Source organism: Pseudomonas sp. NPDC087626 (assembly GCF_044743405.1).
In the GTDB taxonomy this organism is placed as follows: domain Bacteria; phylum Pseudomonadota; class Gammaproteobacteria; order Pseudomonadales; family Pseudomonadaceae; genus Aquipseudomonas.
The window spans coordinates 131,229-153,329 of the sequence record NZ_JBIUWJ010000009.1; the positions used below are offsets into that span (position 1 = coordinate 131,229).

Genomic DNA, 22,101 nt, shown 5'->3' on the forward strand with positions numbered 1-22,101 from the left:
AGGCGGCGATTATAGCCGGGCATCGGGGTCGCAGGCGAGGTACATGTACAAATCCCTCGGCAATGGCATATGCCTTGCACCATGAACCCTATCCGTACTCATGCCAGCGCCGGGATGAGTCGAAAGACCATGGCGTCGTCATCCGACTTGGCTTGCACAGGGGCCCGGGGCGACGCTTTTTTTTGCAAGGTGCACTCTCCATGAACGAACCATCAGTCGGCCCGCTGGCCTGGGTCAACGGCAGCGACGCGCCGGAAAAGACCTCGATCAACCTGGGCTTCATGGCCCTGAGCGATTGCGCCTCGGTGGTCGTAGCCGCCACCCAGGGCTTCGCCCAGCCTTATGGCCTGACCTTGAACCTCAAGCGCCAATCGTCCTGGGCCAACCTGCGGGACAAGCTGGTCAGCGGAGAGCTGGACGCCGCTCATAGCCTCTATGGCCTGGTGTACGCGGTACACCTGGGCATCGGCGGCGTGGCCGCCACCGACATGGCCGTGCTCATGGGCCTGAATCAGAACGGGCAGAGCATCAACCTTTCCCACGGCCTGCAAAGCCTGGGCGTGACCAGTCCTGAGGCGCTGGATCGGCACGTGCACCAAACTCGCCCAAAACTCACCTTCGCCCAGACCTTCCCCACCGGCACCCACGCCATGTGGTTGTATTACTGGCTGGCCAGCCAGGGTATTCATCCACTGCAGGATGTCACCAGCGTGGTGGTGCCACCGCCGCAAATGGTCGCGCACCTGCAGGCCGGGCGGATCGACGGGTTTTGCGTGGGCGAACCCTGGAGCGCCAGTGCGGTGCAACAGAACCTCGGCTTTACCCTGGCGACGAGCCAGGCCATCTGGCCTGACCACCCGGAAAAAGTCCTCGGCTGCACGCGCGCCTTCGTCGAGCAATACCCCAATACTGCCCGGGCGCTGGTGATGGCGATCCTGGAAGCCAGCCGGTTCATCGAACAAAGCCCGGAAAACCGCCGCAGCACCGCACAGTTGCTCAGCGCCGCCGACTACCTCGACACCCCGGTGGACAACATTGCACCGCGCTTGCTGGGCGATTACGCCGACGGGCTCGGCAATCGCTGGCAGGACCCGCACCCGTTGCGTTTTCACGGCCATGGCGAGGTGAACATGCCCTACTTGAGCGACGGCATGTGGTTCATGACCCAGTTCCGCCGCTGGGGCTTGCTGCGCGACGATCCGGATTACCTGGGCGTGGCACGCCAGGTCCAGCAACTGGGCCTGTACCGCGACGCGGCCGGGGCCCTGGGCATAACCGCGGACAGCCATGAGATGCGCAGCAGCCAACTGATCGACGGCAAGATCTGGGACGGTGTGGACCCGGCGGCCTATGCCCGCGGTTTCAGCCTGCACGCCATGACCGACACCCCCACTCTGCGCGCCCAGCCCTGACAGGAGAGCATGAGCATGTTGCGAATCCTGCTGATCAACGACACCGCAAAAAAATTCGGACGCCTGAAGTCCGCCCTGACTGAAGCCGGGTTTGAGGTGATCGACGAATCCGGCCTGACCATCGACCTGCCCGCGCGCGTCGAAACGGTGCGCCCGGACGTGATCCTGATCGATACCGAGTCACCCAGCCGCGATGTGCTGGAACAAGTGGTGCTGGTCAGCCGCGACCAACCACGGCCCATTGTGATGTTCACCGACGAACATGACCCCGGCGTGATGCGCCAGGCGATCAAGTCCGGCGTCAGTGCCTACATCGTCGAAGGCATCCATGCCGCCCGCCTGCAGCCGATCCTGGATGTGGCCATGGCGCGCTTTGAAAGCGACCAGGCCCTGCGCGCCCAACTGTTTGCCCGTGACCAGCAACTGGCCGAGCGCAAGCGCATCGAATTGGCCAAGGGTCTACTGATGAAAATGAAGGCCTGCAACGAAGAACAGGCCTACACCCTGATGCGCCGCCAGGCTATGAGCCGCCAGCAGAAGCTGATCCAGGTGGCCGAGCAGATCATTGCCATGAGTGAACTGCTGGAATGAACGCGCGCTGAATCAGGCTTGGCGCGTCATCGTTGACGTCCATCGCGAGCAAGCTCGCTCCTACAGTGGTTTACCTCGCTCAAACATGTTGGCACAGATATCGCTAAGTAATCGGTACAGGTAACCAACGGCGGTTGCCCCACCTACGACAACGACGTCGCACACCCCTTTCGCGCAAGCGCAGCGGGTTGCGGCGTTTTTTCGTTTTGGCCCCACAGCCCGGGGCCGGTGGTGCGGCCGTCGCGGCGCGCCACCGCCAAGCTCACGACTTCCTTCGAGACTCTTAACCGCTGAGGTGCGCGATGAATTCAAGCTTCTGGAAATCCGGTCATACCCCGACCCTGTTCTCGGCATTCCTGTATTTCGACCTGAGCTTCATGGTCTGGTACCTGTTGGGCCCCCTGGCGGTGCAAATTGCCGCCGACCTGCACCTGACCACCCAACAGCGCGGGCTGGTGGTGGCCACGCCGATCCTCGCCGGGGCCTTGCTGCGTTTTGTCATGGGCTTGCTCGCTGACCGCCTGTCGCCCAAGACCGCCGGCCTGATCGGCCAGGTCATCGTCATCTGCGCGCTGTTCGGCGCCTGGAAGCTGGGCATCCACAGCTACGAGCAAGCCCTGCTGCTGGGGGTGTTCCTGGGCATGGCCGGGGCTTCGTTTGCCGTCGCCCTGCCCCTGGCCTCGCAGTGGTACCCGCCGCAGCACCAGGGCAAGGCCATGGGCATTGCCGGTGCGGGCAACTCGGGCACCGTGCTCGCCGCGCTGATCGCGCCGGTGCTGGCAGCCGCGTTTGGCTGGAGCAACGTATTCGGTTTCGCCCTGATCCCGCTGATCCTGACCTTGATCGTCTTCGCCTGGCTGGCGAAAAACGCGCCGCAACGGCCCAAGGCCAAATCCATGAGCGACTACTTCAAGGCCCTCGGTGATCGCGACAGCTGGTGGTTCATGTTCTTCTACTGCGTGACCTTTGGCGGTTTCATCGGCCTGGCCAGTGCCCTGCCCGGCTACTTCAACGACCAGTACGGCCTGAGCCCGGTGACTGCCGGCTACTACACCGCCGCCTGCGTGTTTGGCGGCAGCCTGATGCGCCCACTGGGTGGCGCCCTGGCCGATCGCTTCGGCGGGATCCGCACCCTGCTGCTGATGTACGGCGTCGCGATCGTGTGCATTGCCGCCGTCGGCTTCAACCTGCCCAACTCCTACGCGGCACTGGCGCTGTTCGTCTGCACCATGCTTGGCCTTGGCGCCGGCAATGGCGCGGTGTTCCAGTTGGTGCCCCAGCGTTTTCGCCGGGAAATCGGCGTGATGACCGGGTTGATCGGCATGGCGGGCGGGATCGGCGGGTTTGCCCTCGCCGCCGGCATGGGGGCGATCAAGCAGAGCACCGGCAGTTATCAACTGGCCTTGTGGCTGTTCGCCAGCCTGGGCGTCCTGGCGTGGTTCGGCCTGCACGGGGTCAAGCGCCGCTGGAGAACCACCTGGGGCTCGGCTGCCGTGACCGCCGCGCGGGTCTGAGGCGTCGATGAGTCTGCAATTGAGCTTTGCCGAAGCCAGCGCCATCGGCCCGCGCGAGGAAAACCAGGATGCCCTGCGCCTGGTTACTCCCGCCGCGGAGCTGGCCGCGAGCAAGGGGTGTCTGTTCGCCATCGCCGATGGCGTCAGCCAATGCGCCGATGGCGGGCTGGCGGCACGTACCACCTTGCAGGCGCTGGCGCTGGACTACTACGCCACCCCGCAGACCTGGGGCGTGGCGCAGTCCCTGGACCGCCTGCTACTGGCGCAAAACCGCTGGCTGCAGGCCAACGGTGGCGGCTTGCCGCTGCTCACCACCGTCAGTGCGCTGGTGCTGCGCGGACAACGCTTCACCCTGGCCCACGTCGGCGATTGCCGGGTGTATCGCTGGCACGCCGAGCAATTGCAACGCATCAGCGAGGACCACGTCTGGGAGCAACCGGGCATGCAGCATGTGCTCAAACGCGCCCTGGGCCTGGACCAACACCTGGTGCTGGATTTTCTCGATGGCGAGTTGCGCGCCGGCGAGTGCTTCGTGCTGCTTAGCGATGGCGTCTGGGCAACCTTGGGCGACACCACGATTGCCGCGATTCTGCGCGATCAACCGGACCTGCACAGCGCGGCACAGACCCTGGTCAATGCCGCGCACCTGGCCGGCAGCCAGGACAATGCCAGCGCGCTGTTGGTGCGGATCGACGCCCTCGGCGAAGCGAGCATCGGCGACGCGCTGATCCACTTGCAGCAATGGCCCTTGCCGCCTCCCCTCAAGCCCGGCCAGCGCTTCGAAGGCTGGCAGGTCGAGAAACTGCTGGGGCAAAGCCAACAGTCACTGATCTATCGGGTCCACGACAACCAGCAGCAACCATGGCTGCTGAAAACCTTGCCGGCGCAGTTGAGCGACGACAGCCAGGCCGCCCAGGCCCTGCTGTCGGAGGAGTGGTTTCTCAAGCGCGTCGCCGGACGCAGTTTTCCCGAGGTCCATCCGGCTACCCAGCGTCAGCACCTGTATTACCTGATGCGCGAATACCCGGGACAGACCCTTGCCCAGGCCTTCGCCCAGACCGGTCCCCTGCCGCTGGCGCAATGGCAGGCACTGGCCGAGCGCCTGTTGCGCGCGGTGGGCCTGTTGCATCGGCGGCAGATTCTGCACCGCGACATCAAGCCGGAAAACCTGCTGCTCAGTGAAGACGGTGAGTTGCGCCTGCTGGATTTTGGCCTGGCGTACTGCCCGGGCTTGTCCGAAGACCAGGCCAACGCGCTGCCCGGCACCCCGAGCTACATCGCCCCGGAAGCCTTCAACGGTGAGGCGCCGTCTGCGCAACAAGACCTGTATGCCGTCGGCGTGACCTTGTATTACCTGGCCACCGGGCATTTTCCCTACGGCGAAATCGAAGCCTTCCAGCGTCCGCGCTTCGGCCAGCCAGTGAATGCCCAGCGCTACCGCCCGGACCTGCCGGACTGGCTGGGACAGAGCCTGGAGCGCGGGGTAGATGCCGACCCGGCCCAGCGCTATGAAACCGCCGAGCAATGGCTGCTGATTCTCGAACACGGCGAGCGCGGCAGCTTGAGCGTGCGACCCAGACCGCTGCTGGAGCGTGAGCCGGTGAAAGTCTGGCGGACCCTGGCGTTGGTGTTGCTGATGATCAACCTGGTGCTGCTGTTTTCCCTTGTTCGCCACTAACCCTGGGCCGCGCAAACCCAGGAGCGTCGCGCCATTGCTGTGCGCCGCGCCTTCAATCGGTGCAGAAAACCCCGCCGGCAGCGCCCGAACACCGCGATGGGCCCGATAAAGCGGCGGCCTACGCCACTTGGCACAACCACTGCATTAGCCCTTTCACCACACATAAAGCCCAGCCTTCAACGACGAAGGGTGCGCTGCCCGAGAGAACGGGACCAGGACAAAGGCGTCCTCGCTAGGCCACTAGCGGGACGCCTTTTTTTGTTTGCGCGAAATACACCGAGCCAGTCCTATCGACCCGATGACGCTGGCCTGAGCTTGCGGAGAACCCGATGAAAAAATTGAAACTGGTGATGATCGGCAACGGGATGGCCGGGATCCGCACGCTCGAAGAACTGCTCAAGCTGAGCAGCGACCTGTATGACATCACGGTTTTCGGCGCCGAACCCCACACCAACTACAACCGCATCCTGCTCTCCCCGGTGCTCGCAGGTGAACAGACCTTCGAAGATATCGAGCTCAACGACCTCACCTGGTACCAGGACCACAACATCACCTTGCTGCTCAACCGCAAAGTGGTGGAGATCGACCGGATCAAGCGCCGGGTGATCGCTGCCGACGGCAGCAGCGCCGAATACGACCGCCTGTTGATCGCCACCGGCTCGACGCCCTTCATGCTGCCGATCCCGGGCAACACCCTGCAGGGGGTGATTGGCTACCGTGACATCGCCGACACTCAGACCATGATCGACACCGCCCGGACCCACCGTCACGCCGTGGTCATCGGCGGCGGCCTGCTGGGCCTGGAAGCGGCCAACGGCCTGATGCTTCGCGGCATGCGCGTGACCGTCGTGCACATCGGCGAGTGGCTGCTGGAACGGCAATTGGACAAAACCAGCGGCCAGTTGCTGCAAGCCGCCCTGGAACAGCGTGGCCTGCACTTTCGCCTGGGCGAACAGACCCAGGCCCTGCTCGACGCCGGCAACGGTCGGGTCGGCTCAGTGCAGTTCAAGAACGGCGACATCATCCCTGCCGACCTGGTGGTGATGGCCGCCGGGATCCGCCCGGCCAGCGAGCTCGCAGAGCAAGCCGGCCTGCCCTGCAACCGCGGCATCCTGGTCAACGACACCCTGCAGACCTATGACCCGCGCATCTACGCCATCGGCGAATGCGCCAGCCATCGCGGCATTGCCTATGGCCTGGTGGCGCCGTTGTTCGAGCAGGCCAAGGTCTGCGCCAACCACCTGGCACAGCTGGGCTTTGCCACCTACAAAGGCTCGGTGACCTCGACCAAGCTGAAAGTCACCGGCATCGACCTGTTCTCCGCTGGCGACTTCATGGGCGGCGAAGGCACCGAGACCATCACCCTGCGCGACCCGATCGACGGGATCTACAAAAAACTGGTGATCAAGGATGACGTGCTGGTCGGTGCCTGCCTGTACGGCGATACCGTCGATGGCGGCTGGTATTTCCAGCAGATCCGCGAACAGCAGGGCATTGCCGCGATCCGCGATCACCTGATGTTTGGCGAACCAGCGTTGACCGCTGCCGGTGACCAGGACCTGACACTGCAGGAAGCGTCATGATGAAGCGCCAGACGACTGCCTCGACCTGCTGCTATTGCGGGGTGGGCTGCGGCGTCCTGATCGAGCATGACGGCGAGCAGATCCTCGGCGTCAGCGGCGACCCGACGCACCCGGCCAACTACGGCAAACTGTGCAGCAAGGGCTCGACCCTGCACCTGACCGGTGACCTGGCGGCCCGCGCGCTGTACCCGCAGTTACGGCTGGGCAAGGGCCTGGCCCGCGCCCGCACCACCTGGGACAGCGCCCTGGACCACGCCGCCAGCGTGTTTGCCCAAACCATCGCCGAGCACGGCCCGGACAGCGTGGCGTTCTACATCTCCGGGCAACTGCTGACCGAGGACTACTACGCCTTCAACAAGCTGGCGCGGGCGTTGGTGGGCACCAACAACATCGACAGCAATTCGCGGCTGTGCATGTCGTCGGCGGTGGTGGGCTACAAGCGCAGCCTGGGCGCCGATGCACCGCCCTGCAGCTACGAAGACCTGGAACTGAGTGATTGCGTGATGATCGTCGGCAGTAACATGGCCTACGCCCATCCGGTACTGTTTCGCCGCCTTGAGCAAGCCAGGGCCCGTCGGCCACAGATGAAGGTGATTGTCATCGACCCTCGACGCACCGACACCTGCGACCTGGCCGACCTGCACCTGGCGATTCTGCCGGGCACCGATGTCGCGCTGTTCCACGGAATCTTGCACCTGCTGCTGTGGGAAGACTGGATCGACCGCGACTTTATCCAGGCCCACACCGAAGGCCTGGCCGAACTGAAGAACCTGGTGCGCGACTACACGCCCCCCATGGTGGCGCAACTGTGCGGCATCAGCGTCGCGCAGTTGCAGCAGTGCGCGCAATGGGTCGGCACCTCGCCGAGCTTTCTGTCGCTGTGGTGCATGGGCTTGAACCAGTCCACTGCCGGCAGCGCGAAGAACAGCGCACTGATCAACCTGCACCTGGCCACCGGACAAATCGGCCGCCCAGGCGCAGGCCCCTTCTCCCTTACCGGTCAGCCGAATGCCATGGGCGGGCGAGAAACCGGCAGCCTGGCCAATCTGTTGCCAGGCCACCGCGAGGCCAGCAATGCCGGGCATCGCGCCGAGGTAGCCGCCTATTGGGGCGTGCCCACGCTGCCGGAAACCCCCGGGCTGAGCGCCATCGAACTGTTCGAGCAGGTCAACAACGGCACAATCAAAGCGCTATGGATCGCCTGCACCAACCCGGCGCAGTCCCTGCCCGACCAACAGAACGTGCGCGCGGCCTTGCAGGCGTGCCCGTTCGTAGTGTTGCAGGAAGCCTTTAGCACCACCGAAACCGCGCCCTTCGCCGACTTGCTGCTGCCAGCCGCCAGTTGGGGGGAAAAGGAAGGCACGGTGACCAACTCCGAGCGGCGGATTTCCCACGTTCGCCGGGCCATTGCCCCACCCGGCGAAGCACGCCCGGACTGGGCCATCACCGTGGATTTCGCCCAACGCCTGGAGAAATACCTGCGTCCGGGTCAGGCCAGCCTGTTTGCCTTCAATCACCCTGGGCAACTGTTCGATGAATTCAAACAGCTGACCTGCGGACGCGACCTGGACCTGTCGGGCATCAGCCACGCCTTGCTCGACCGCCTGGGTCCGCAGCAATGGCCCTTCCCACAAGGCGCCACCCGCGGTACGCCGCGCCTGTACGTGAACGGGATATTTCCCACGGCTAGCGGGCGGGCGCAGTTTATCGCCGAGCCGTTTTGCGCGGCCAAGGAACAACGCGACGCGCACTTTCCCCTGACCCTGATCACCGGACGCCTGCGCGATCAATGGCACGGCATGAGCCGCACCGGCACCGCGGCGCAGCTGTTTGGCCATGTCAGCGAAGCGCTCCTGAGCCTGCACCCGGATGAACTGCAGCGCCAACACTTGAATGCCGGCGACCTGGTCAACCTCAAGAGTCGCCGCGGCAGCGTGATCGTCGAGCTCGCCAGTGATGACTCGGTCCGCCCGGGGCAGGCCTTTCTACCCATGCACTGGGGCGACCGCTTCCTCAAGGGCGGCGTGAACGTGCTGACCCAGCCGGCGTTCGACCCGCTGTCCAAACAGCCCGAGCTGAAACACAGCGGCGTACGGATTGAAGCCGTTGAGTTGCCGTGGCAGTTCTTCGCCCTGGTCGAGGGCAATGTTCAACAGCACTTCGAGGCGCTGCGTCCGCTATGCGAGGACTTTGCCTACGTCAGCCTCAGCCTTGCCGGGCGTGAGCGGCCGGCACTGCTGATACGCGCCGCCTGCGCCCAGGCGCCGACCCCGCAACGGCTGCAGGAGATCGACCTGCACCTTGGTTTGGACCAGGGCCCGGTATTGGCCTACGACGATCCGCGTCGCGCCATTGGCAAGCGCGTGCGTATCGAACAGGGGCGCATCACCGCGATCCGCCTGGCCGGGGAAACGCTGGCCCGGCACTGGTTGCAGAACCTGTGGCTGGAAGGTCGCGTCGATGCGCAACTGCGGCCCTGGCTGCTGGCCCCCCTGAGCGCTCCGCCGGGCGCTGCCGGTGCCGACTCTGGCGCGCAGAAAACCCTGTGCAACTGCAAGAACGTCAGCCACAGCGCAGTGTGCGCGGGCATTCGCAGTGGCCTGGACCTGCAAGGCCTGAAACAACAACTGGGTTGCGGCACGCAATGCGGCTCCTGTGTCCCGGAAATCAAGCGTCTGCTGGCCGCCCAAGTGCGGCCAGCCGCAATCACCTCGTGAGGAATGCAACATGAGCGCAAAAGTCTGGTTGGTGGGTGCAGGCCCGGGTGACCCTGAATTGCTGACCCTCAAGGCGGTACGAGCATTGAGCGAAGCACAAGTGGTGTTGATCGACGACCTGGTCAACCCAGCTGTGCTGCAACATTGCCCCCAGGCGCGGGTCATTGCCGTGGGCAAACGCGGTGGCTGCCGCTCGACCCCACAAGCATTTATCCATCGGTTGATGCTGCGTTATGCCCGCCAGGGCAAGTGCGTGGTGCGGCTCAAGGGGGGCGACCCGTGCATATTTGGCCGGGGTGGTGAAGAAGCACAGTGGTTGCGCGAACGGCAGATCGAGGTCGAACTGGTCAATGGCATCACCGCCGGCCTGGCGGGGGCCACACAGTGCGATATTTCCTTGACCCTGCGCGGCGTTGCGCGGGGGGTGACCCTGGTGACAGCCCATACCCAGGACGACAGCGAGCTCAATTGGCGCGCCCTGGCCCAGGGCGGGACCACCCTGGTGATCTACATGGGTGTGGCAAAACTCGGGGAAATTCGCCAGCAGTTGCTGGACGGCGGGATGGCAGTGGATACGCCAGTGGCAATGATTGAAAACGCTTCAATGCCGAACCAACGCGAATGCCGGAGCAACCTTACAGCCATGCAAGAAGATGCCTACAGCTTCCAGTTAAAAAGCCCAGCGATCCTGGTGATAGGTGCCGTGGCCGCCTCTGCAGCCCTGGATCAGAGCCTGCCGGCGTCCGTGACACAGTTGCCATGGCCGTCCAGCGCAGCGTTGTAACCCCAGGCAGTAAATCGCAGGCAAAGAAAAGCCCGGCCTAAGCCGGGCTTTTCGCGAGCTGCGAGCTAATTACTTAGCTTGAGCTTCAACCTGCGCTTCTACGCGACGGTTAACAGCACGGCCAGCGTCAGTTGCGTTGTCAGCAACTGGGCGGGATTCGCCGTAACCAACGGAGCTAACGCGGCCAGCGTCGATGCCGTCTTTGACCAGAACTTGCTTAACAGCGTCAGCACGACGCTGGGACAGCTTCTGGTTGTAAGCGTCTGGACCTACGGAGTCAGTGTGACCTTCAACCACGGTGGTGGTCTGTGGGTACTGCTTCATGAAGTCAGCCAGGTTCTGCACGTCAGCGTAGCTGTTTGGCTTAACAACAGATTTGTCGAAGTCAAACTTGACGTCCAGCTCAACGCGTACCACTTCAGCAACTGGAGCTTCTGGCTCTGGCTCTGGAGCCGGTGCCGGAACTGGAGCTGGAGCTACTGCGCCGGCGTTGCCGCCGAAGTTCACACCCAGACCAACCAGGGCGGAGTAGTCCCACTTACCGTTGTCCATTGCGTAGTCAGCTTCAACGCCGGCACGAGCGAACAGGTTGTCGGTGAAGTAGTACTTAACGCCGGTACCAACGATAGCCAGAGTCGACTGATCGCGACCGCTGTGACCGTCAGCTTTGACGCTGGTGCGGCTCTGGTGACCGAAACCACCGGAAACGTACGGACGCAGGGAATCTACGCCAGCCTGACCGAAGTGGTAGGTACCCAGCAGGGAGCCGGTGTCACCTTTGATCTTCTGGTTGCCAGTACCGTCGTTCGAACGGGTGTGGTGAGTCTGATCGTAGTTCAGATCGATCGAAACGTCGTCGGTCAGGAAGTAACCGATACGAGCGCCTGGGTTGAAGCCGTCTTCGATGTGCTTGACGCTATCGTTGTACTGCTTCTTGTAGAACAGCTCGCCTTCAACTGCGCCTTGGCCTTGTGCCAGAACGCCGAAAGAAGTAGCGGCAATAAGAGAACCAATGGCCAAGCCCAAGGTGTTTTTCAGTTTCATCCGTTAAATCCCCATCTGGTGATTGTAAAGCAGTCCCGCAAACCGGGGGACAACTCGGCGGCAAGTCTATCAGAACTTGCCTACACGTAAGAGATATTTGCGCCGAACTAAGTTTCAGCAATGCCTGCAAATTTCTCACGCAATTTATCTAGAGCGCGTTTGTACCGCATTTTTGTTGCACTCAAGCCCATATGCATGATGTCTGCGATCTCCTGAAATTCCAGCTCTGCGACAAATCGTAGCACCAGAATTTCCCGGTCAATCGGGTTCACATGCACCAACCAGCGATCAAGTCCACCCTTCTCCTCAGGTTTCGGCGTCTTTTCTTCCGACGCTTCCTCGAGGGGGTCCAGACTCAAAGCGTCCATCAAGCGACGCTTACGCCGTTCCTTTCGATACTGTGTGATGCATTCGTTGTACGTGATGCTATATAGCCATGTCTTGAACTTGGATTTACCTTCGAAGTTCTTCAGACCGTACAGCACCTTCAACATCACTTCCTGACAGACATCGTCCGCGTCGCGATCGTTCCCAAGATATCGTGCACAGACGTTAAATAAAGTTCTCTGGTAACGCCGCATCAGCTCTTCGTAAGCGCGCGTTACGTGAAACAGCTCGGTGTGCGAGCGCGCGACCAACTCCTCATCAGAGAGCTCGCGGGGGTCGTAGCGCGTGGATAGCGATTGGGGTTTATTCAAAACAAGTCGGGCCGACAGTCAGGTCAATGTCCGCCGCGGCCCAAGGGTATCGGGCATTTCGCGGCGGCATACATTAGCAGGGTTTGCCGGGTTAGCGGCTACTAACATGCTGTTCCAGGAGGATCCGATTGGAGAGTGATACTAGCTCACCCTCGTCGGTCAGCAATGTAGTTTTAACCGTGCCGATCTCTTCGATCTGGCCTTCGACCTCACCAACACGCACTTGTTGCCCAACCTGATACAACTCACGCACATAGATTCCCGCAAGAATCTGGCCGGCGATTTCCCGGCTACCCAATCCCATGGCCAAGGCGACTGCCAGACCAACGGTTATCAAAACTATCACGATCACATGGTTCAGCAAGTCGGTTTTGACTTCGAGCTGACTGATCGCCACCGAAATACTGATGATGATCACCAGGCCCTGGGCGATTCGCCCCAGGCCCGCAGCATAGTCCAGACCGACCCCTTCTGCAGCGCCGCGCACCAAGCCATTGGCCAGTTGCGCCAGCAATACCCCTACCAGCAACACCAACGCGGCACCGAATACTTTCGGCAAATACAACGCAAGCATATCGAGCGTAGCCGAAACTCGCTCCAAGCCAAGGGATTCTGCAGCAGAAACCAGAAAAATAAGTAAAACGAACCAGTAGACGATTTTTCCGATCAGGGTCGAGATCGGAACCTGCAGACCCGCCCGAGACATCAACTTGGTCAAACCGGTACCGCCCATCAAGCGATCCAGGCCCAGCTTGGCCAACAATTTGGACAGCAAGGTGTCCAGCAACTTGGCAACGACAAAACCCAGCAGCAGCACGACCAGGGCGCCAAACAGATTGGGAATGAAGTTCGCTACCTTGGTCCACAACGCAGTCATTGCCGTGACGAGGCTCTGAGTCCAGAGATCAAGTTCCATATTCAATCAGCCTTATCAGCAGTGCTTGCGGTAGGTTTACGACGGGAAACCGGCGAGACATGGGCCGATCCGTTATTCAGGGCAATCATCAGTGCCGGCACCCAGCGGCCCAGCAGACTGAACAGATCACCGGCACCCACCTGGCGGTTGGCGGTTTTCAGTACACGACCCAGGCACGCATCATCGTCGCGGGTGGACGGGGATGCCTGGAGCATGTCACGCAAAGACTGTTCAAACGGATCGTGCATACGCACCTCTCGTGATATCTGTGAAAGACGCGATCAAAATTCCCCGGGTCACATGACGCTCCTTCATACCCAGCGCAAACGCCGGAACAACCACCACTGCCCCAACGCCACCGAGACCATCAACAGGCAGGCAACCAGGAAGCCATAGGGGCTCTCGGAGAACGGAATGCCACCGACGTTGATGCCCAGCAGACCGGTCAGAAAACTCATCGGCAAAAAGATCCCGGTGATGATCCCGAAGCGGTACATGGTGCGACTCATTTTCACGCTCAGACGCCGGTCTTCGGCCTCCAGCACCAGCCCCACCCGCTCGCGGGTCAATTCCAGCTCTTCCAGATAACGCGTCAGACTGTTGTTCAATTCGTTCCAGTAATCGCCATCATCCTCGACAAACCAGGGCAGTTTGATCCGCGTCAGTTGTCCGAAAATATCCCGCTGCGGCGCCAGAAAACGCTTGAGCCCGGCGGCACGCCGACGGATCTGCAAAATGGAGCCGTGCTCGGGGGTATACCGTTCGTCGGCATCCAGTTTTTCTTCTTCGACATCGACCACTTCCGAGAGATCGCCCACCAGGTCCTGGACCTTGTGAGTGAGGTACTGGGCCATATACAGGATCAGTTCGGAAGCCGTCCGCGGCCCCTTGCCCTCAGCCAACTGCACCAACAATTCGTCGGTGGCGCGCAGTGGGCGCAAGCGCAGGGAAATGACCCGCTGGGCCGAGGCGAAGATACGCACCGAGACCATGTCTTCCGGCTCGGCACCAGGGTTGAGGTTGACCCCGCGCAAAAACAGCAGCAATTCGGAGTCCGGCAGTGCCAGCAAGCGCGGCCGGGTGTTCTCCTCCAGCAGCAGGTCGCAACTGAACTCACTCAGGCCACTGGATTTACGCAGCCAGGTCTGGGTTTGCGGGTGACTGCGATCCCAGTGCAGCCAGAGGCTTTCGTGGGGTTGCAGTTGCAGGTCATCCAGTTCAGTCCGGGCAATCGAACGCGCACCGCCTTTTCCATCCAGCACCAGGGCATGGACCAGCCCCCACTGCGCGTTTTCTTCCTCGAACATCCTCACCCCTGTCTGGTCGCCGTTTATTCAGGCATTTGCAACGGACTCGGCGAGATGATCACGCCGTTATTGTCCGCATAAATGTATTCGCCCGGACGGAACGTCACACCGGCAAACGTCACCGGTACGTTGATCTCGCCAAGACCACGGCGGTTGGACTTCTTCGGATGACTGGCAAGGGCCTGCACCCCCAGGTCGGTCTGTGCGATGACATCGACATCGCGGATGCAGCCGTAGATCACCAGGCCTTCCCAGCCGTTCTTGGCCGCTCTCTCGGCAATCATGTCGCCCAGCAGCGCGCAGCGCAGCGAACCGCCGCCATCGACTACCAGTACCTTGCCGTTCCCCGGGAGCTCGGCATGCTCCTTGACCCGCGAGTTGTCTTCGAAGCACTTGATGGTCACGATTTCACCGCCGAAGGAATCACGGCCGCCAAAATTGCTGAACATCGGCTCCAGGACCTGTCCCAGTTCCGGATAGGCATCGCACAGGTCGGGAGTGAGGTAATGATTCATCGAGAAACTCCTGTAAAGAGGAAGACAATCGAGGATGTCACCTTAAAGGAAACGAGCGCTGAGGGTTGCGGTTTAAAGCCGTTTTTCCGCGAACACCGCCACCAGCATCGCCACGTAAAGTGACCAGAAAAGCTCAATGCGTCATATCTTAGCCGTAAGCGGACAGGAACGAAACGCCCTTGATAGAGCGTTCACGTCAGTCTGCGCCGACCGTGGCGAGCGTCTGCGCCTGCACGGGTGCCTGCGGGTCTGTCAGCCAACGCTGGACCAATGGCCAGACTTCGACTTGCGCGGCTTTGCTGACCAGCATTTGCACATGCCCGAAGTCATCGGCAAAGCCCTGGGCGCGGCCCAGGCAAATGTATTGCTTGTGCGTCGAGCCCATTTGCTCGAACAGTTTGCGGCACGCCCAGTCGGGGTCCTGGTGATCGTTGCTGGCGCTGACGGCCAGGACCGGCACCTGCACTTCGGCCAAGCCCGCCCACCAGTCCTTGTCGGCGTCTCCAAAACGTCCGAACAGACCGAACCAGCGCATGCTTTCCAGAGCCAGGCCAATCGGTTCGTCCTCCGGGCCACGCTTGAGGCGAGACCCCGACAGTTGGGCAAAACGCTTGAGGATGAAACGTCCGCTCCATTCCACCGGGGGAATTTTCAGCGGCCAGTAGGTGCGACTCACTTGCGTGCCGAAAAATGCGGCGCTGGCGACATCGGACGCTTCCAGGTAGTGCCCCCCGAGCGCGGCGGCCAGGGTGATGCCGCCCAATGAATGGCCGAGCCAGTGCGGAGCCTGCCCACTCTGTTCGCGGACGAACGCGGCGATGGCCGGTAGGTCGTAGCGGGCATAGTCGGCCACGCGGTTCTTGCGGTAGTGCTGATTGCGCTGCGACAGGCCGTGCCCGCGCATTTCCGCAATCCACACATCAAAACCGGCGCGTGCCAGGTACGCCCCCAAACCCAAGCCCTTGGGGGAAAACCAGAAACGCCGGTTGGAAAAACTGCCGTGCAGCAAAATCACCGGAACCCCGCGCATGGCGGGTTCATCGGCCATGCCCAGGCGGGTCACTGCCAGCTCAACGGTGCCGTCCGGGCTGTTGCCCGGTTTCAGGCGATAGACGTCCTCACTCAGATCGCCGCGACGTTCGGCGCTGAGCAAGGCGACAGGAAACAGGTTACTGCTGCTTTGCATAATGCTCTTGCACAAAAAAGGGCGGCATCCGGAGGAGCCCGCCCTACTTGAATCTCAAAAACAGGTCGCTCGCTCTTATTCCTGTAGGAGCGAGCTTGCTCGCGATGGACGTCGGGACAACGCGTTTGTCCAGCATGTGCGCGTTATCGTTAGCGACCATCGCGAGCAAGCTCGCTCCTACAGGGATGGACGCCAGGGCAACGCGCCTTGACGACCATCGCGAGCGAGCGACCTGTTCACACCATCAAGCCGAAGCTTGACCCTCAGCCAGGAAGAACCAGGTTTCCAGTACGGAATCGGGGTTCAACGAAACGCTTTCGATGCCCTGCTCCATCAGCCACTTGGCCAGGTCCGGGTGATCGGATGGGCCCTGGCCGCAGATGCCGATGTACTTGCCGGCCTTGTTGCAGGCGGCAATGGCATTGGCCAGCAGCTTCTTGACCGCCGGATTACGCTCATCGAACAGGTGCGCGATGATCCCGGAGTCACGGTCCAGGCCCAGGGTCAGCTGGGTCAGGTCGTTGGAGCCGATGGAGAAACCGTCGAAGAATTCCAGGAACTCTTCAGCCAGGATCGCGTTCGATGGCAGTTCGCACATCATGATCACGCGCAAGCCGTTGTCGCCACGGGCCAGGCCATTCTCGGCCAACAGATCGACGACCTGGCTGGCTTCGCCCAGGGTCCGCACGAACGGCACCATGATTTCGACGTTGGTCAGGCCCATCTCGTTGCGCACACGTTTGAGGGCGCGGCACTCGAGCTCGAAGCAGTCACGGAAGGCTTCGCTGATGTAACGCGAGGCACCGCGGAAGCCCAGCATCGGGTTCTCTTCTTCCGGCTCGTAGAGCTTGCCGCCGATCAGGTTGGCGTATTCGTTGGACTTGAAGTCCGACAGGCGCACGATGACTTTTTTCGGCCAGAACGCGGCAGCCAGGGTGCTGATGCCCTCGACCAGCTTCTCGACGTAGAAACCGACCGGATCGTCGTAGCCAGCGATACGCTTGTCGACGCTTTCCTTGATTTCCGCAGGCAGGCCGTCGTAGTTCAACAGCGCCTTGGGGTGCACGCCGATCATACGGTTGATGATGAACTCCAGGCGGGCCAGGCCCACACCGGCGTTCGGCAACTGCGCGAAGTCGAAGGCGCGGTCCGGGTTGCCGACGTTCATCATGATCTTGAACGGCAGGTCCGGCATGGCGTCCACGGAGTTTTTCTTGACGTCGAAGCCCAGTTCGCCTTCGAAGATGAAACCGGTGTCGCCTTCAGCGCAGGAAACAGTCACGCCCTGGCCATCTTTCAACAGCTGGGTAGCGTTACCGCAGCCCACTACCGCCGGGATCCCCAGCTCACGGGCGATGATCGCCGCGTGACAGGTACGGCCGCCACGGTTGGTGACGATGGCGCTGGCGCGCTTCATGACCGGTTCCCAATCCGGGTCGGTCATGTCGGAAACCAGCACGTCGCCCGGCTGGACCTTGTCCATCTCGGACACGTCCTTGATGATGCGGACCTTGCCGGCGCCAATGCGCTGGCCGATGGCACGGCCTTCCACCAGCACGGTGCCGGTTTCTTTCAACAGATAGCGTTCCATGACGTTGGCCGAAGTGCGGCTCTTCACGGTTTCCGGACGGGCCTGCACGATGTACAGCTTGCCGTCGTCACCGTCCTTGGCCCACTCGATGTCCATCGGGCACTTGTAGTGCTTCTCGATGATCATCGCTTGCTTGGCCAGCTCGCTGACTTCCGCGTCGGACAGGCAGAAACGCGCGCGCTCGGCCTTGTCGACGTCGACGGTCTTGACCGAACGACCGGCCTTGGCCTCGTCGCCGTAGATCATCTTGATTGCTTTGCTGCCCAGGTTGCGGCGCAGGATCGCCGGGCGACCCGCGGCCAGCGTGCCCTTGTGGACGTAGAATTCATCCGGGTTGACTGCGCCCTGGACCACGGTTTCGCCCAGGCCGTAGGCGCCGGTGATGAACACCACGTCACGGAAGCCCGACTCGGTATCGAGGGTGAACATCACGCCGGCGGTGCCGGTTTCCGAACGCACCATGCGCTGCACACCGGCCGACAGGGCCACCAGCTTGTGGTCGAAGCCCTGGTGGACGCGGTAGGAAATGGCACGGTCGTTGAACAGGGAAGCGAACACTTCCTTGGCCGCACGAATGACGTTCTCGACGCCACGAATGTTCAGGAAGGTTTCCTGCTGACCGGCGAACGAGGCGTCCGGCAAGTCTTCGGCGGTGGCCGAAGAGCGCACGGCCACGGCCATGTCCGGGTTACCGGCCGACAGGGTGGCGAACGCGGTGCGAATCTCGGCGTTGAGCTTCTCCGGGAACTCGGCTTCCATGATCCATTGACGAATCTGCGCGCCAGTACGGGCCAGCGCGTTCACGTCATCCACGTCCAGCGCATCCAGCGCGGCGTGGATCTGGTCGTTCAAACCACTTAATTCGAGAAAATCACGATAAGCCTGAGCTGTCGTGGCAAAGCCACCCGGGACCGACACACCGGCACCTGCAAGGTTACTGATCATCTCGCCCAGGGATGCGTTCTTGCCCCCCACATGCTCTACATCATGGACGCCGAGCTTATCGAGGGAAACTACGTACTCTACCAAGGTGATCTCTCCACTAACTGTGTTGGAAAAGCTCAGGGTACTGGCCGCTCAAGGGAGCATTTGCCAGCTATATGGCCTGGACCTGGAAAATAAGTGAGAATGCCGGCCAATCCGGGCCGCCAAATCGCGCCTATCATATCCAAGAATCGTCACCAGCTTAAGGCCCAAGGCGCAAATGAAACGATCTGCTTTCTTTATCTCCGATGGCACGGGCATTACGGCCGAAACCCTGGGTCAAAGCCTGTTGGCGCAGTTCGAAAACATTACCTTCGGCAAATTCACCCGGCCGTACATCGACAGCGTCGATAAAGCGCGGGCCATGGTACAACAAATCAACACGGCCGCCGAAAAGGACGGCTTTCGTCCAATCATCTTCGACACGATCGTCAACCAGGACATTCGTGAGATTCTCGCCACGTCCAATGGTTTCATGATCGACATTTTTTCGACCTTCCTCGCCCCGCTGGAGCTGGAGCTGAGCGAGCACTCGTCCTATTCGGTCGGCAAGTCGCATTCCATTGGCCACAACTCCAATTACATGGAGCGTATCGAGGCGGTGAACTTCGCCCTGGACAACGACGACGGCGCGCGCACCCACTATTACGACAAGGCCGACCTGATCCTGGTGGGCGTGTCGCGGTGCGGCAAGACCCCGACCTGCCTGTACATGGCCATGCAGTTCGGCATCCGCGCAGCCAACTACCCACTGACCGAGGACGACATGGAGCGCCTGCAACTGCCGGCCGCCCTGCGCGCCCACCAGCACAAGCTGTTCGGCCTGACCATCGACCCGGACCGCCTCACCGCCATCCGCAACGAGCGCAAGCCCAACAGCCGGTACTCGAGCTACGCCCAGTGCGAGTTCGAGGTGCGTGAAGTGGAAAACCTGTTCCGCCGCGAGAACATCCCGAACATCAACTCCACGCATTTTTCCGTGGAAGAGATTTCCGCCAAGATCCTCGTGGAAAAAGGCGTCGAGCGCCGCTTCAAGTAGCCAGCCGAGTCGCCAGCGCAGGCGCGCCGGGCTCTTCGCAGGAGCCTGGCTTGCCCGCGCGGACCGACTACCCGACCTCCCGCAATGCCGACACCACCGCCTCGACCCCCTCGCGCAACAACCGATCATCCCCCACCGAATTGCACACGCTGACGCGGATCGCCTGCGGCACGGCCCCATGCCCTACCGCGAACGCTTCGGCGGTGGCAATCAGGTAGCCGCTGCGCTTGAGCTCAGATTCGACCTGGGACGCGCGCCACGGCTCGGGCACGTCGATCCAGAAATGCGGGCTCTGTGCGTGCGTGCGGTACTGCAAGCCCTGCAACACGCCCTCGACCAGCGCTTTGCGCCGGCTGATTTCGATAATTTGCTGTTCCAGCAACTGCCGGGCGACACCGCTTTCGATCCACTGCGTGGCCAACTCCAGGGCCAGGGGCGTGGCCATCCAGCACGAAGCGCGCACCGCTGCCGACAAACGGCTGAGCAAGGCCTGGGGCGCATACAGATAGCCGACCCGCAAGCCCGCCGACACCGCCTTGCTCAGGCTGGCGATCAGCACCGTACGCTCCGGAGCAAAATGGCTCAGGGGTAACGGCCGCTCCTGGACCAGCACGGCGTGGGCCTGATCCTCGATGATCAACAGATTGTACCCCCGGCAGACCTCCACCAGGGCCTCGCGACGCGCGGTGGACATTACCGCGGCCGTCGGATTTTGCAGGGTCGGCGTGCAGTACAGCGCCGTCACCCGGTGTTGGCGACAGACCTCGTCCAGAGCCGCTGGCAGCAACCCCTCGGCGTCCATGGCCAGGCCAATCAGCTTGATCCCCAGATTGCGCGCCACGCTGATCAAGCCTGGGTAGGTCAACTGCTCGGTGACCAGCGTATCGCCGGCCTTGAGCAGCGCCATCAAGGCACACAGCAAACCGTGCTGGCCGCCGTTGACGCAAATCACCTGCTCAGCCCTGGCGACAAATTCGCCGTGCCCGAGCCACCGCGCGCCCGCCGCCCGATACTCCGGCAGACCGGCGTCCGCGGTGTAGCCGCTGATCCGCTGCATGGCCTGGGGATCACTCGCCAGGGCCTGCAGCCCCTGGCTCAGGCACAACGCCTGGCGTCCGGGAATCGGCTGATTGCGGCTCATGTCCAGGCACAGCGGTGGTTGCTCGCTGACATTGCGGAATCCACCGTCACGCGGGCGCTCCATGCCCTGCTCACGGACATAAGTACCGTCACCGACCCGGGCGACCACCTTGCCCAGGCGCTCAAGCTCGGCATAGGCGCGACTGACCGTGCCCACCGTTACCCCGAGGCTGTCCGCCAGCAGGCGATGGGGCGGCAATTTGCAGCCAGGCGCGAGCACGCCGTCAGCCATGCCCTGCTCTACCCCGTCGCTGAGGCGCTGGTACTTCATGCCGGTTCCATGGCTGAGCGCATCCCGCAGGATTGACACCATGGCAATACTTACTTTGACAGCCATTACCACCCCGAATAGCGTGCTGAAAACAGGTTCAATCAGGGATAGACCTTTTCCATGACCCGGTCAATTCCCATCACACCAAGGTGCCCGAGCATGCCCACCGCCATCGCCGTCGATACCCCGCAAAGACACCCCCGCCGCTGGCTGGCTGGATTGATCACCAGCGTGCTGTTTCTGATTGTCTGCCTGAGCTGGGGCACGACCTGGCTGGGGATCAAGATCGCCGTCGAAAGCGTGCCGCCGCTGACCGCTGCCGGCCTGCGTTTTCTGATCGCCTTCCCGCTGTTCCTGAGTTTTGCCGCGTGGCGCCGCGAACCCTTGCTGTTCCCCAAGGGCAGTCGCTGGTTCTTCCTGTTCGTTACGCTGACGTATTTCAGCCTGCCGTACTACTTGCTCAATTATGGCGAGATGCACGTTTCGTCAGGGCTCACGGCACTCCTGTTCAGCTGCATGCCGGTGTTTATCCTGGTGTTCTCGGCGCTGTTCCTGCGGGAAAAAATCTACGCCTCCCAGGTGCTCGGCATCGCCATCGGGTTTGCCAGCCTGTTCATGATCATCCGCAGCCAGGGCTTGCACCTGGACCACGCCGAACTGTTCGGCGTACTGGCGATTCTCACGGCGGCGATCCTGCATGCGCTGTGTTATGTAGTGACCAAGAAACACGGGAGCGCCATCAGCGTCATCACCTACAACACCTTGCCAATCGGTATCGCCGGGCTGCTGCTGTTTGTTACGGGACTGGCGGTCGAGACCCCGGCATTCGCGGCCATCAGCGCGCGTTCGTGGGGTGCCCTGCTCTATCTGGGACTGGTGGCGTCGGTGGGCGGGTTCATCGTGTATTTCATCCTGCTCAAGCGCTTGAGCCCGATCATCCTGTCTTTCGTGTTCATCATTTTCCCGGTGTTCGCGGTGATGATTGGCGCCTGGTACGAAGGACAGGTGATTTCGCGGGAATTGATCGGCTACTCGGCGGTGCTGCTGATGGGGTTTGCGATCACCAAGTTGCCCGTGGAGAAGTGGCTGGCCAGGTAACAGCCAGCCACGGCATCCAGCGGGACAGGATTA

The 22,101-nt window shown here is 61.9% G+C and carries 17 protein-coding genes and 1 pseudogene; 9 read left to right on the top strand and 9 right to left on the bottom strand.

Annotated elements, in window-relative coordinates; all coding sequences use genetic code 11:
• Positions 1-200 precede the first annotated feature (200 nt).
• The 7 genes and pseudogenes from ACIOVD_RS10130 (at position 201) to cobA (ending at position 10,279) form a co-directional block, all read left to right on the top strand.
• Positions 201-1,412 carry a CmpA/NrtA family ABC transporter substrate-binding protein gene (locus ACIOVD_RS10130; protein ID WP_401127409.1) on the top strand — a complete coding sequence of 404 codons (1,212 nt, stop codon included), beginning with the start codon at positions 201-203 and terminating at the stop codon, positions 1,410-1,412.
• Between the two features lie 15 nt (positions 1,413-1,427).
• Positions 1,428-2,003 carry an ANTAR domain-containing response regulator gene (locus ACIOVD_RS10135; protein ID WP_401127411.1) on the top strand — a complete coding sequence of 192 codons (576 nt, stop codon included), beginning with the start codon at positions 1,428-1,430 and terminating at the stop codon, positions 2,001-2,003.
• 302 nt (positions 2,004-2,305) lie between these two features.
• Positions 2,306-3,517 (top strand): NarK/NasA family nitrate transporter, encoded by a 1,212-nt coding sequence (locus ACIOVD_RS10140; protein WP_159997116.1) that lies wholly within the window; start codon positions 2,306-2,308, stop codon positions 3,515-3,517.
• Positions 3,518-3,524: 7 nt separating this feature from the next.
• Positions 3,525-5,195, top strand: a complete 1,671-nt coding sequence (locus ACIOVD_RS10145) for a protein kinase (protein ID WP_401127413.1) — start codon at positions 3,525-3,527, stop codon at positions 5,193-5,195.
• A gap of 329 nt (positions 5,196-5,524) precedes the next feature.
• Positions 5,525-6,751 (top strand): annotated as a pseudogene (locus ACIOVD_RS10150) (NAD(P)/FAD-dependent oxidoreductase); the annotation flags it as partial.
• Positions 6,752-6,777: 26 nt separating this feature from the next.
• Positions 6,778-9,495, top strand: coding sequence for a molybdopterin-dependent oxidoreductase (locus ACIOVD_RS10155; RefSeq protein ID WP_401127461.1), 2,718 nt, complete (start codon positions 6,778-6,780; stop codon positions 9,493-9,495).
• 10 nt (positions 9,496-9,505) lie between these two features.
• Positions 9,506-10,279: a uroporphyrinogen-III C-methyltransferase gene (gene cobA, locus ACIOVD_RS10160; RefSeq protein WP_095165473.1), complete on the top strand. Its 774-nt coding sequence runs from the start codon at positions 9,506-9,508 to the stop codon at positions 10,277-10,279.
• Between the two features lie 69 nt (positions 10,280-10,348).
• Here cobA and ACIOVD_RS10165 read toward each other — a convergent pair whose 3' ends face one another.
• From ACIOVD_RS10165 to ppsA, 8 genes are all read right to left on the bottom strand, one after another.
• On the bottom strand, positions 10,349-11,323 hold the full coding sequence (locus ACIOVD_RS10165; RefSeq protein WP_095165475.1) for an OmpA family protein: 975 nt from the start codon (positions 11,321-11,323) through the stop codon (positions 10,349-10,351).
• Between the two features lie 107 nt (positions 11,324-11,430).
• Positions 11,431-12,021 carry an RNA polymerase sigma factor SigX gene (sigX, locus tag ACIOVD_RS10170; protein WP_095165477.1) on the bottom strand — a complete coding sequence of 197 codons (591 nt, stop codon included), beginning with the start codon at positions 12,019-12,021 and terminating at the stop codon, positions 11,431-11,433.
• Positions 12,022-12,112: 91 nt separating this feature from the next.
• Positions 12,113-12,937 (bottom strand): mechanosensitive ion channel family protein, encoded by an 825-nt coding sequence (locus tag ACIOVD_RS10175; RefSeq protein ID WP_095165479.1) that lies wholly within the window; start codon positions 12,935-12,937, stop codon positions 12,113-12,115.
• A gap of 2 nt (positions 12,938-12,939) precedes the next feature.
• Positions 12,940-13,185 (bottom strand): CrfX protein, encoded by a 246-nt coding sequence (locus ACIOVD_RS10180; protein ID WP_095165481.1) that lies wholly within the window; start codon positions 13,183-13,185, stop codon positions 12,940-12,942.
• Positions 13,186-13,248: 63 nt separating this feature from the next.
• Positions 13,249-14,244 carry a zinc transporter ZntB gene (locus tag ACIOVD_RS10185; RefSeq protein ID WP_095165483.1) on the bottom strand — a complete coding sequence of 332 codons (996 nt, stop codon included), beginning with the start codon at positions 14,242-14,244 and terminating at the stop codon, positions 13,249-13,251.
• 23 nt (positions 14,245-14,267) lie between these two features.
• Entirely contained in the window at positions 14,268-14,759 is a 492-nt protein-coding gene (gene rraA, locus ACIOVD_RS10190; protein ID WP_401127417.1) for a ribonuclease E activity regulator RraA, read from the bottom strand.
• 196 nt (positions 14,760-14,955) lie between these two features.
• Entirely contained in the window at positions 14,956-15,945 is a 990-nt protein-coding gene (locus tag ACIOVD_RS10195; RefSeq protein WP_401127419.1) for an alpha/beta fold hydrolase, read from the bottom strand.
• Between the two features lie 244 nt (positions 15,946-16,189).
• Complete coding sequence (gene ppsA, locus ACIOVD_RS10200) at positions 16,190-18,565, bottom strand: phosphoenolpyruvate synthase (RefSeq protein WP_095165488.1); 2,376 nt, start codon at positions 18,563-18,565, stop codon at positions 16,190-16,192.
• Between the two features lie 175 nt (positions 18,566-18,740).
• On the opposite strand from ppsA, the gene ACIOVD_RS10205 reads away from it, so the two are divergent.
• Positions 18,741-19,559, top strand: a complete 819-nt coding sequence (locus ACIOVD_RS10205; RefSeq protein ID WP_095165490.1) for a pyruvate, water dikinase regulatory protein — start codon at positions 18,741-18,743, stop codon at positions 19,557-19,559.
• A gap of 67 nt (positions 19,560-19,626) precedes the next feature.
• Here ACIOVD_RS10205 and ACIOVD_RS10210 read toward each other — a convergent pair whose 3' ends face one another.
• Entirely contained in the window at positions 19,627-21,036 is a 1,410-nt protein-coding gene (locus ACIOVD_RS10210) for a PLP-dependent aminotransferase family protein (protein WP_401127422.1), read from the bottom strand.
• A gap of 144 nt (positions 21,037-21,180) precedes the next feature.
• Between ACIOVD_RS10210 and ACIOVD_RS10215 the strand changes: the two genes are divergently transcribed.
• A complete protein-coding gene (locus tag ACIOVD_RS10215) occupies positions 21,181-22,068 on the top strand; it encodes a DMT family transporter (RefSeq protein ID WP_162530231.1) in 888 nt (295 codons plus the stop codon).
• Positions 22,069-22,101: the final 33 nt, after the last annotated feature.

What these genes read in the sequence shown, in the direction of transcription:
- ACIOVD_RS10165 (WP_095165475.1), bottom strand. Translation starts at nt 11,323, where the DNA reads ATGAAACTGAAAAACACCTTGGGCTTGGCCATTGGTTCTCTTATTGCC.
- ACIOVD_RS10140 (WP_159997116.1), top strand. Translation starts at nt 2,306, where the DNA reads ATGAATTCAAGCTTCTGGAAATCCGGTCATACCCCGACCCTGTTCTCG.
- ACIOVD_RS10130 (WP_401127409.1), top strand. Translation starts at nt 201, where the DNA reads ATGAACGAACCATCAGTCGGCCCGCTGGCCTGGGTCAACGGCAGCGAC.
- ACIOVD_RS10145 (WP_401127413.1), top strand. Translation starts at nt 3,525, where the DNA reads ATGAGTCTGCAATTGAGCTTTGCCGAAGCCAGCGCCATCGGCCCGCGC.
- rraA (WP_401127417.1), bottom strand. Translation starts at nt 14,759, where the DNA reads ATGAATCATTACCTCACTCCCGACCTGTGCGATGCCTATCCGGAACTG.
- ACIOVD_RS10155 (WP_401127461.1), top strand. Translation starts at nt 6,778, where the DNA reads ATGAAGCGCCAGACGACTGCCTCGACCTGCTGCTATTGCGGGGTGGGC.
- ACIOVD_RS10180 (WP_095165481.1), bottom strand. Translation starts at nt 13,185, where the DNA reads ATGCACGATCCGTTTGAACAGTCTTTGCGTGACATGCTCCAGGCATCC.
- cobA (WP_095165473.1), top strand. Translation starts at nt 9,506, where the DNA reads ATGAGCGCAAAAGTCTGGTTGGTGGGTGCAGGCCCGGGTGACCCTGAA.
- ACIOVD_RS10135 (WP_401127411.1), top strand. Translation starts at nt 1,428, where the DNA reads ATGTTGCGAATCCTGCTGATCAACGACACCGCAAAAAAATTCGGACGC.
- ACIOVD_RS10205 (WP_095165490.1), top strand. Translation starts at nt 18,741, where the DNA reads ATGAAACGATCTGCTTTCTTTATCTCCGATGGCACGGGCATTACGGCC.
- ACIOVD_RS10175 (WP_095165479.1), bottom strand. Translation starts at nt 12,937, where the DNA reads ATGGAACTTGATCTCTGGACTCAGAGCCTCGTCACGGCAATGACTGCG.
- ACIOVD_RS10185 (WP_095165483.1), bottom strand. Translation starts at nt 14,244, where the DNA reads ATGTTCGAGGAAGAAAACGCGCAGTGGGGGCTGGTCCATGCCCTGGTG.
- ACIOVD_RS10195 (WP_401127419.1), bottom strand. Translation starts at nt 15,945, where the DNA reads ATGCAAAGCAGCAGTAACCTGTTTCCTGTCGCCTTGCTCAGCGCCGAA.
- ACIOVD_RS10210 (WP_401127422.1), bottom strand. Translation starts at nt 21,036, where the DNA reads ATGGCTGTCAAAGTAAGTATTGCCATGGTGTCAATCCTGCGGGATGCG.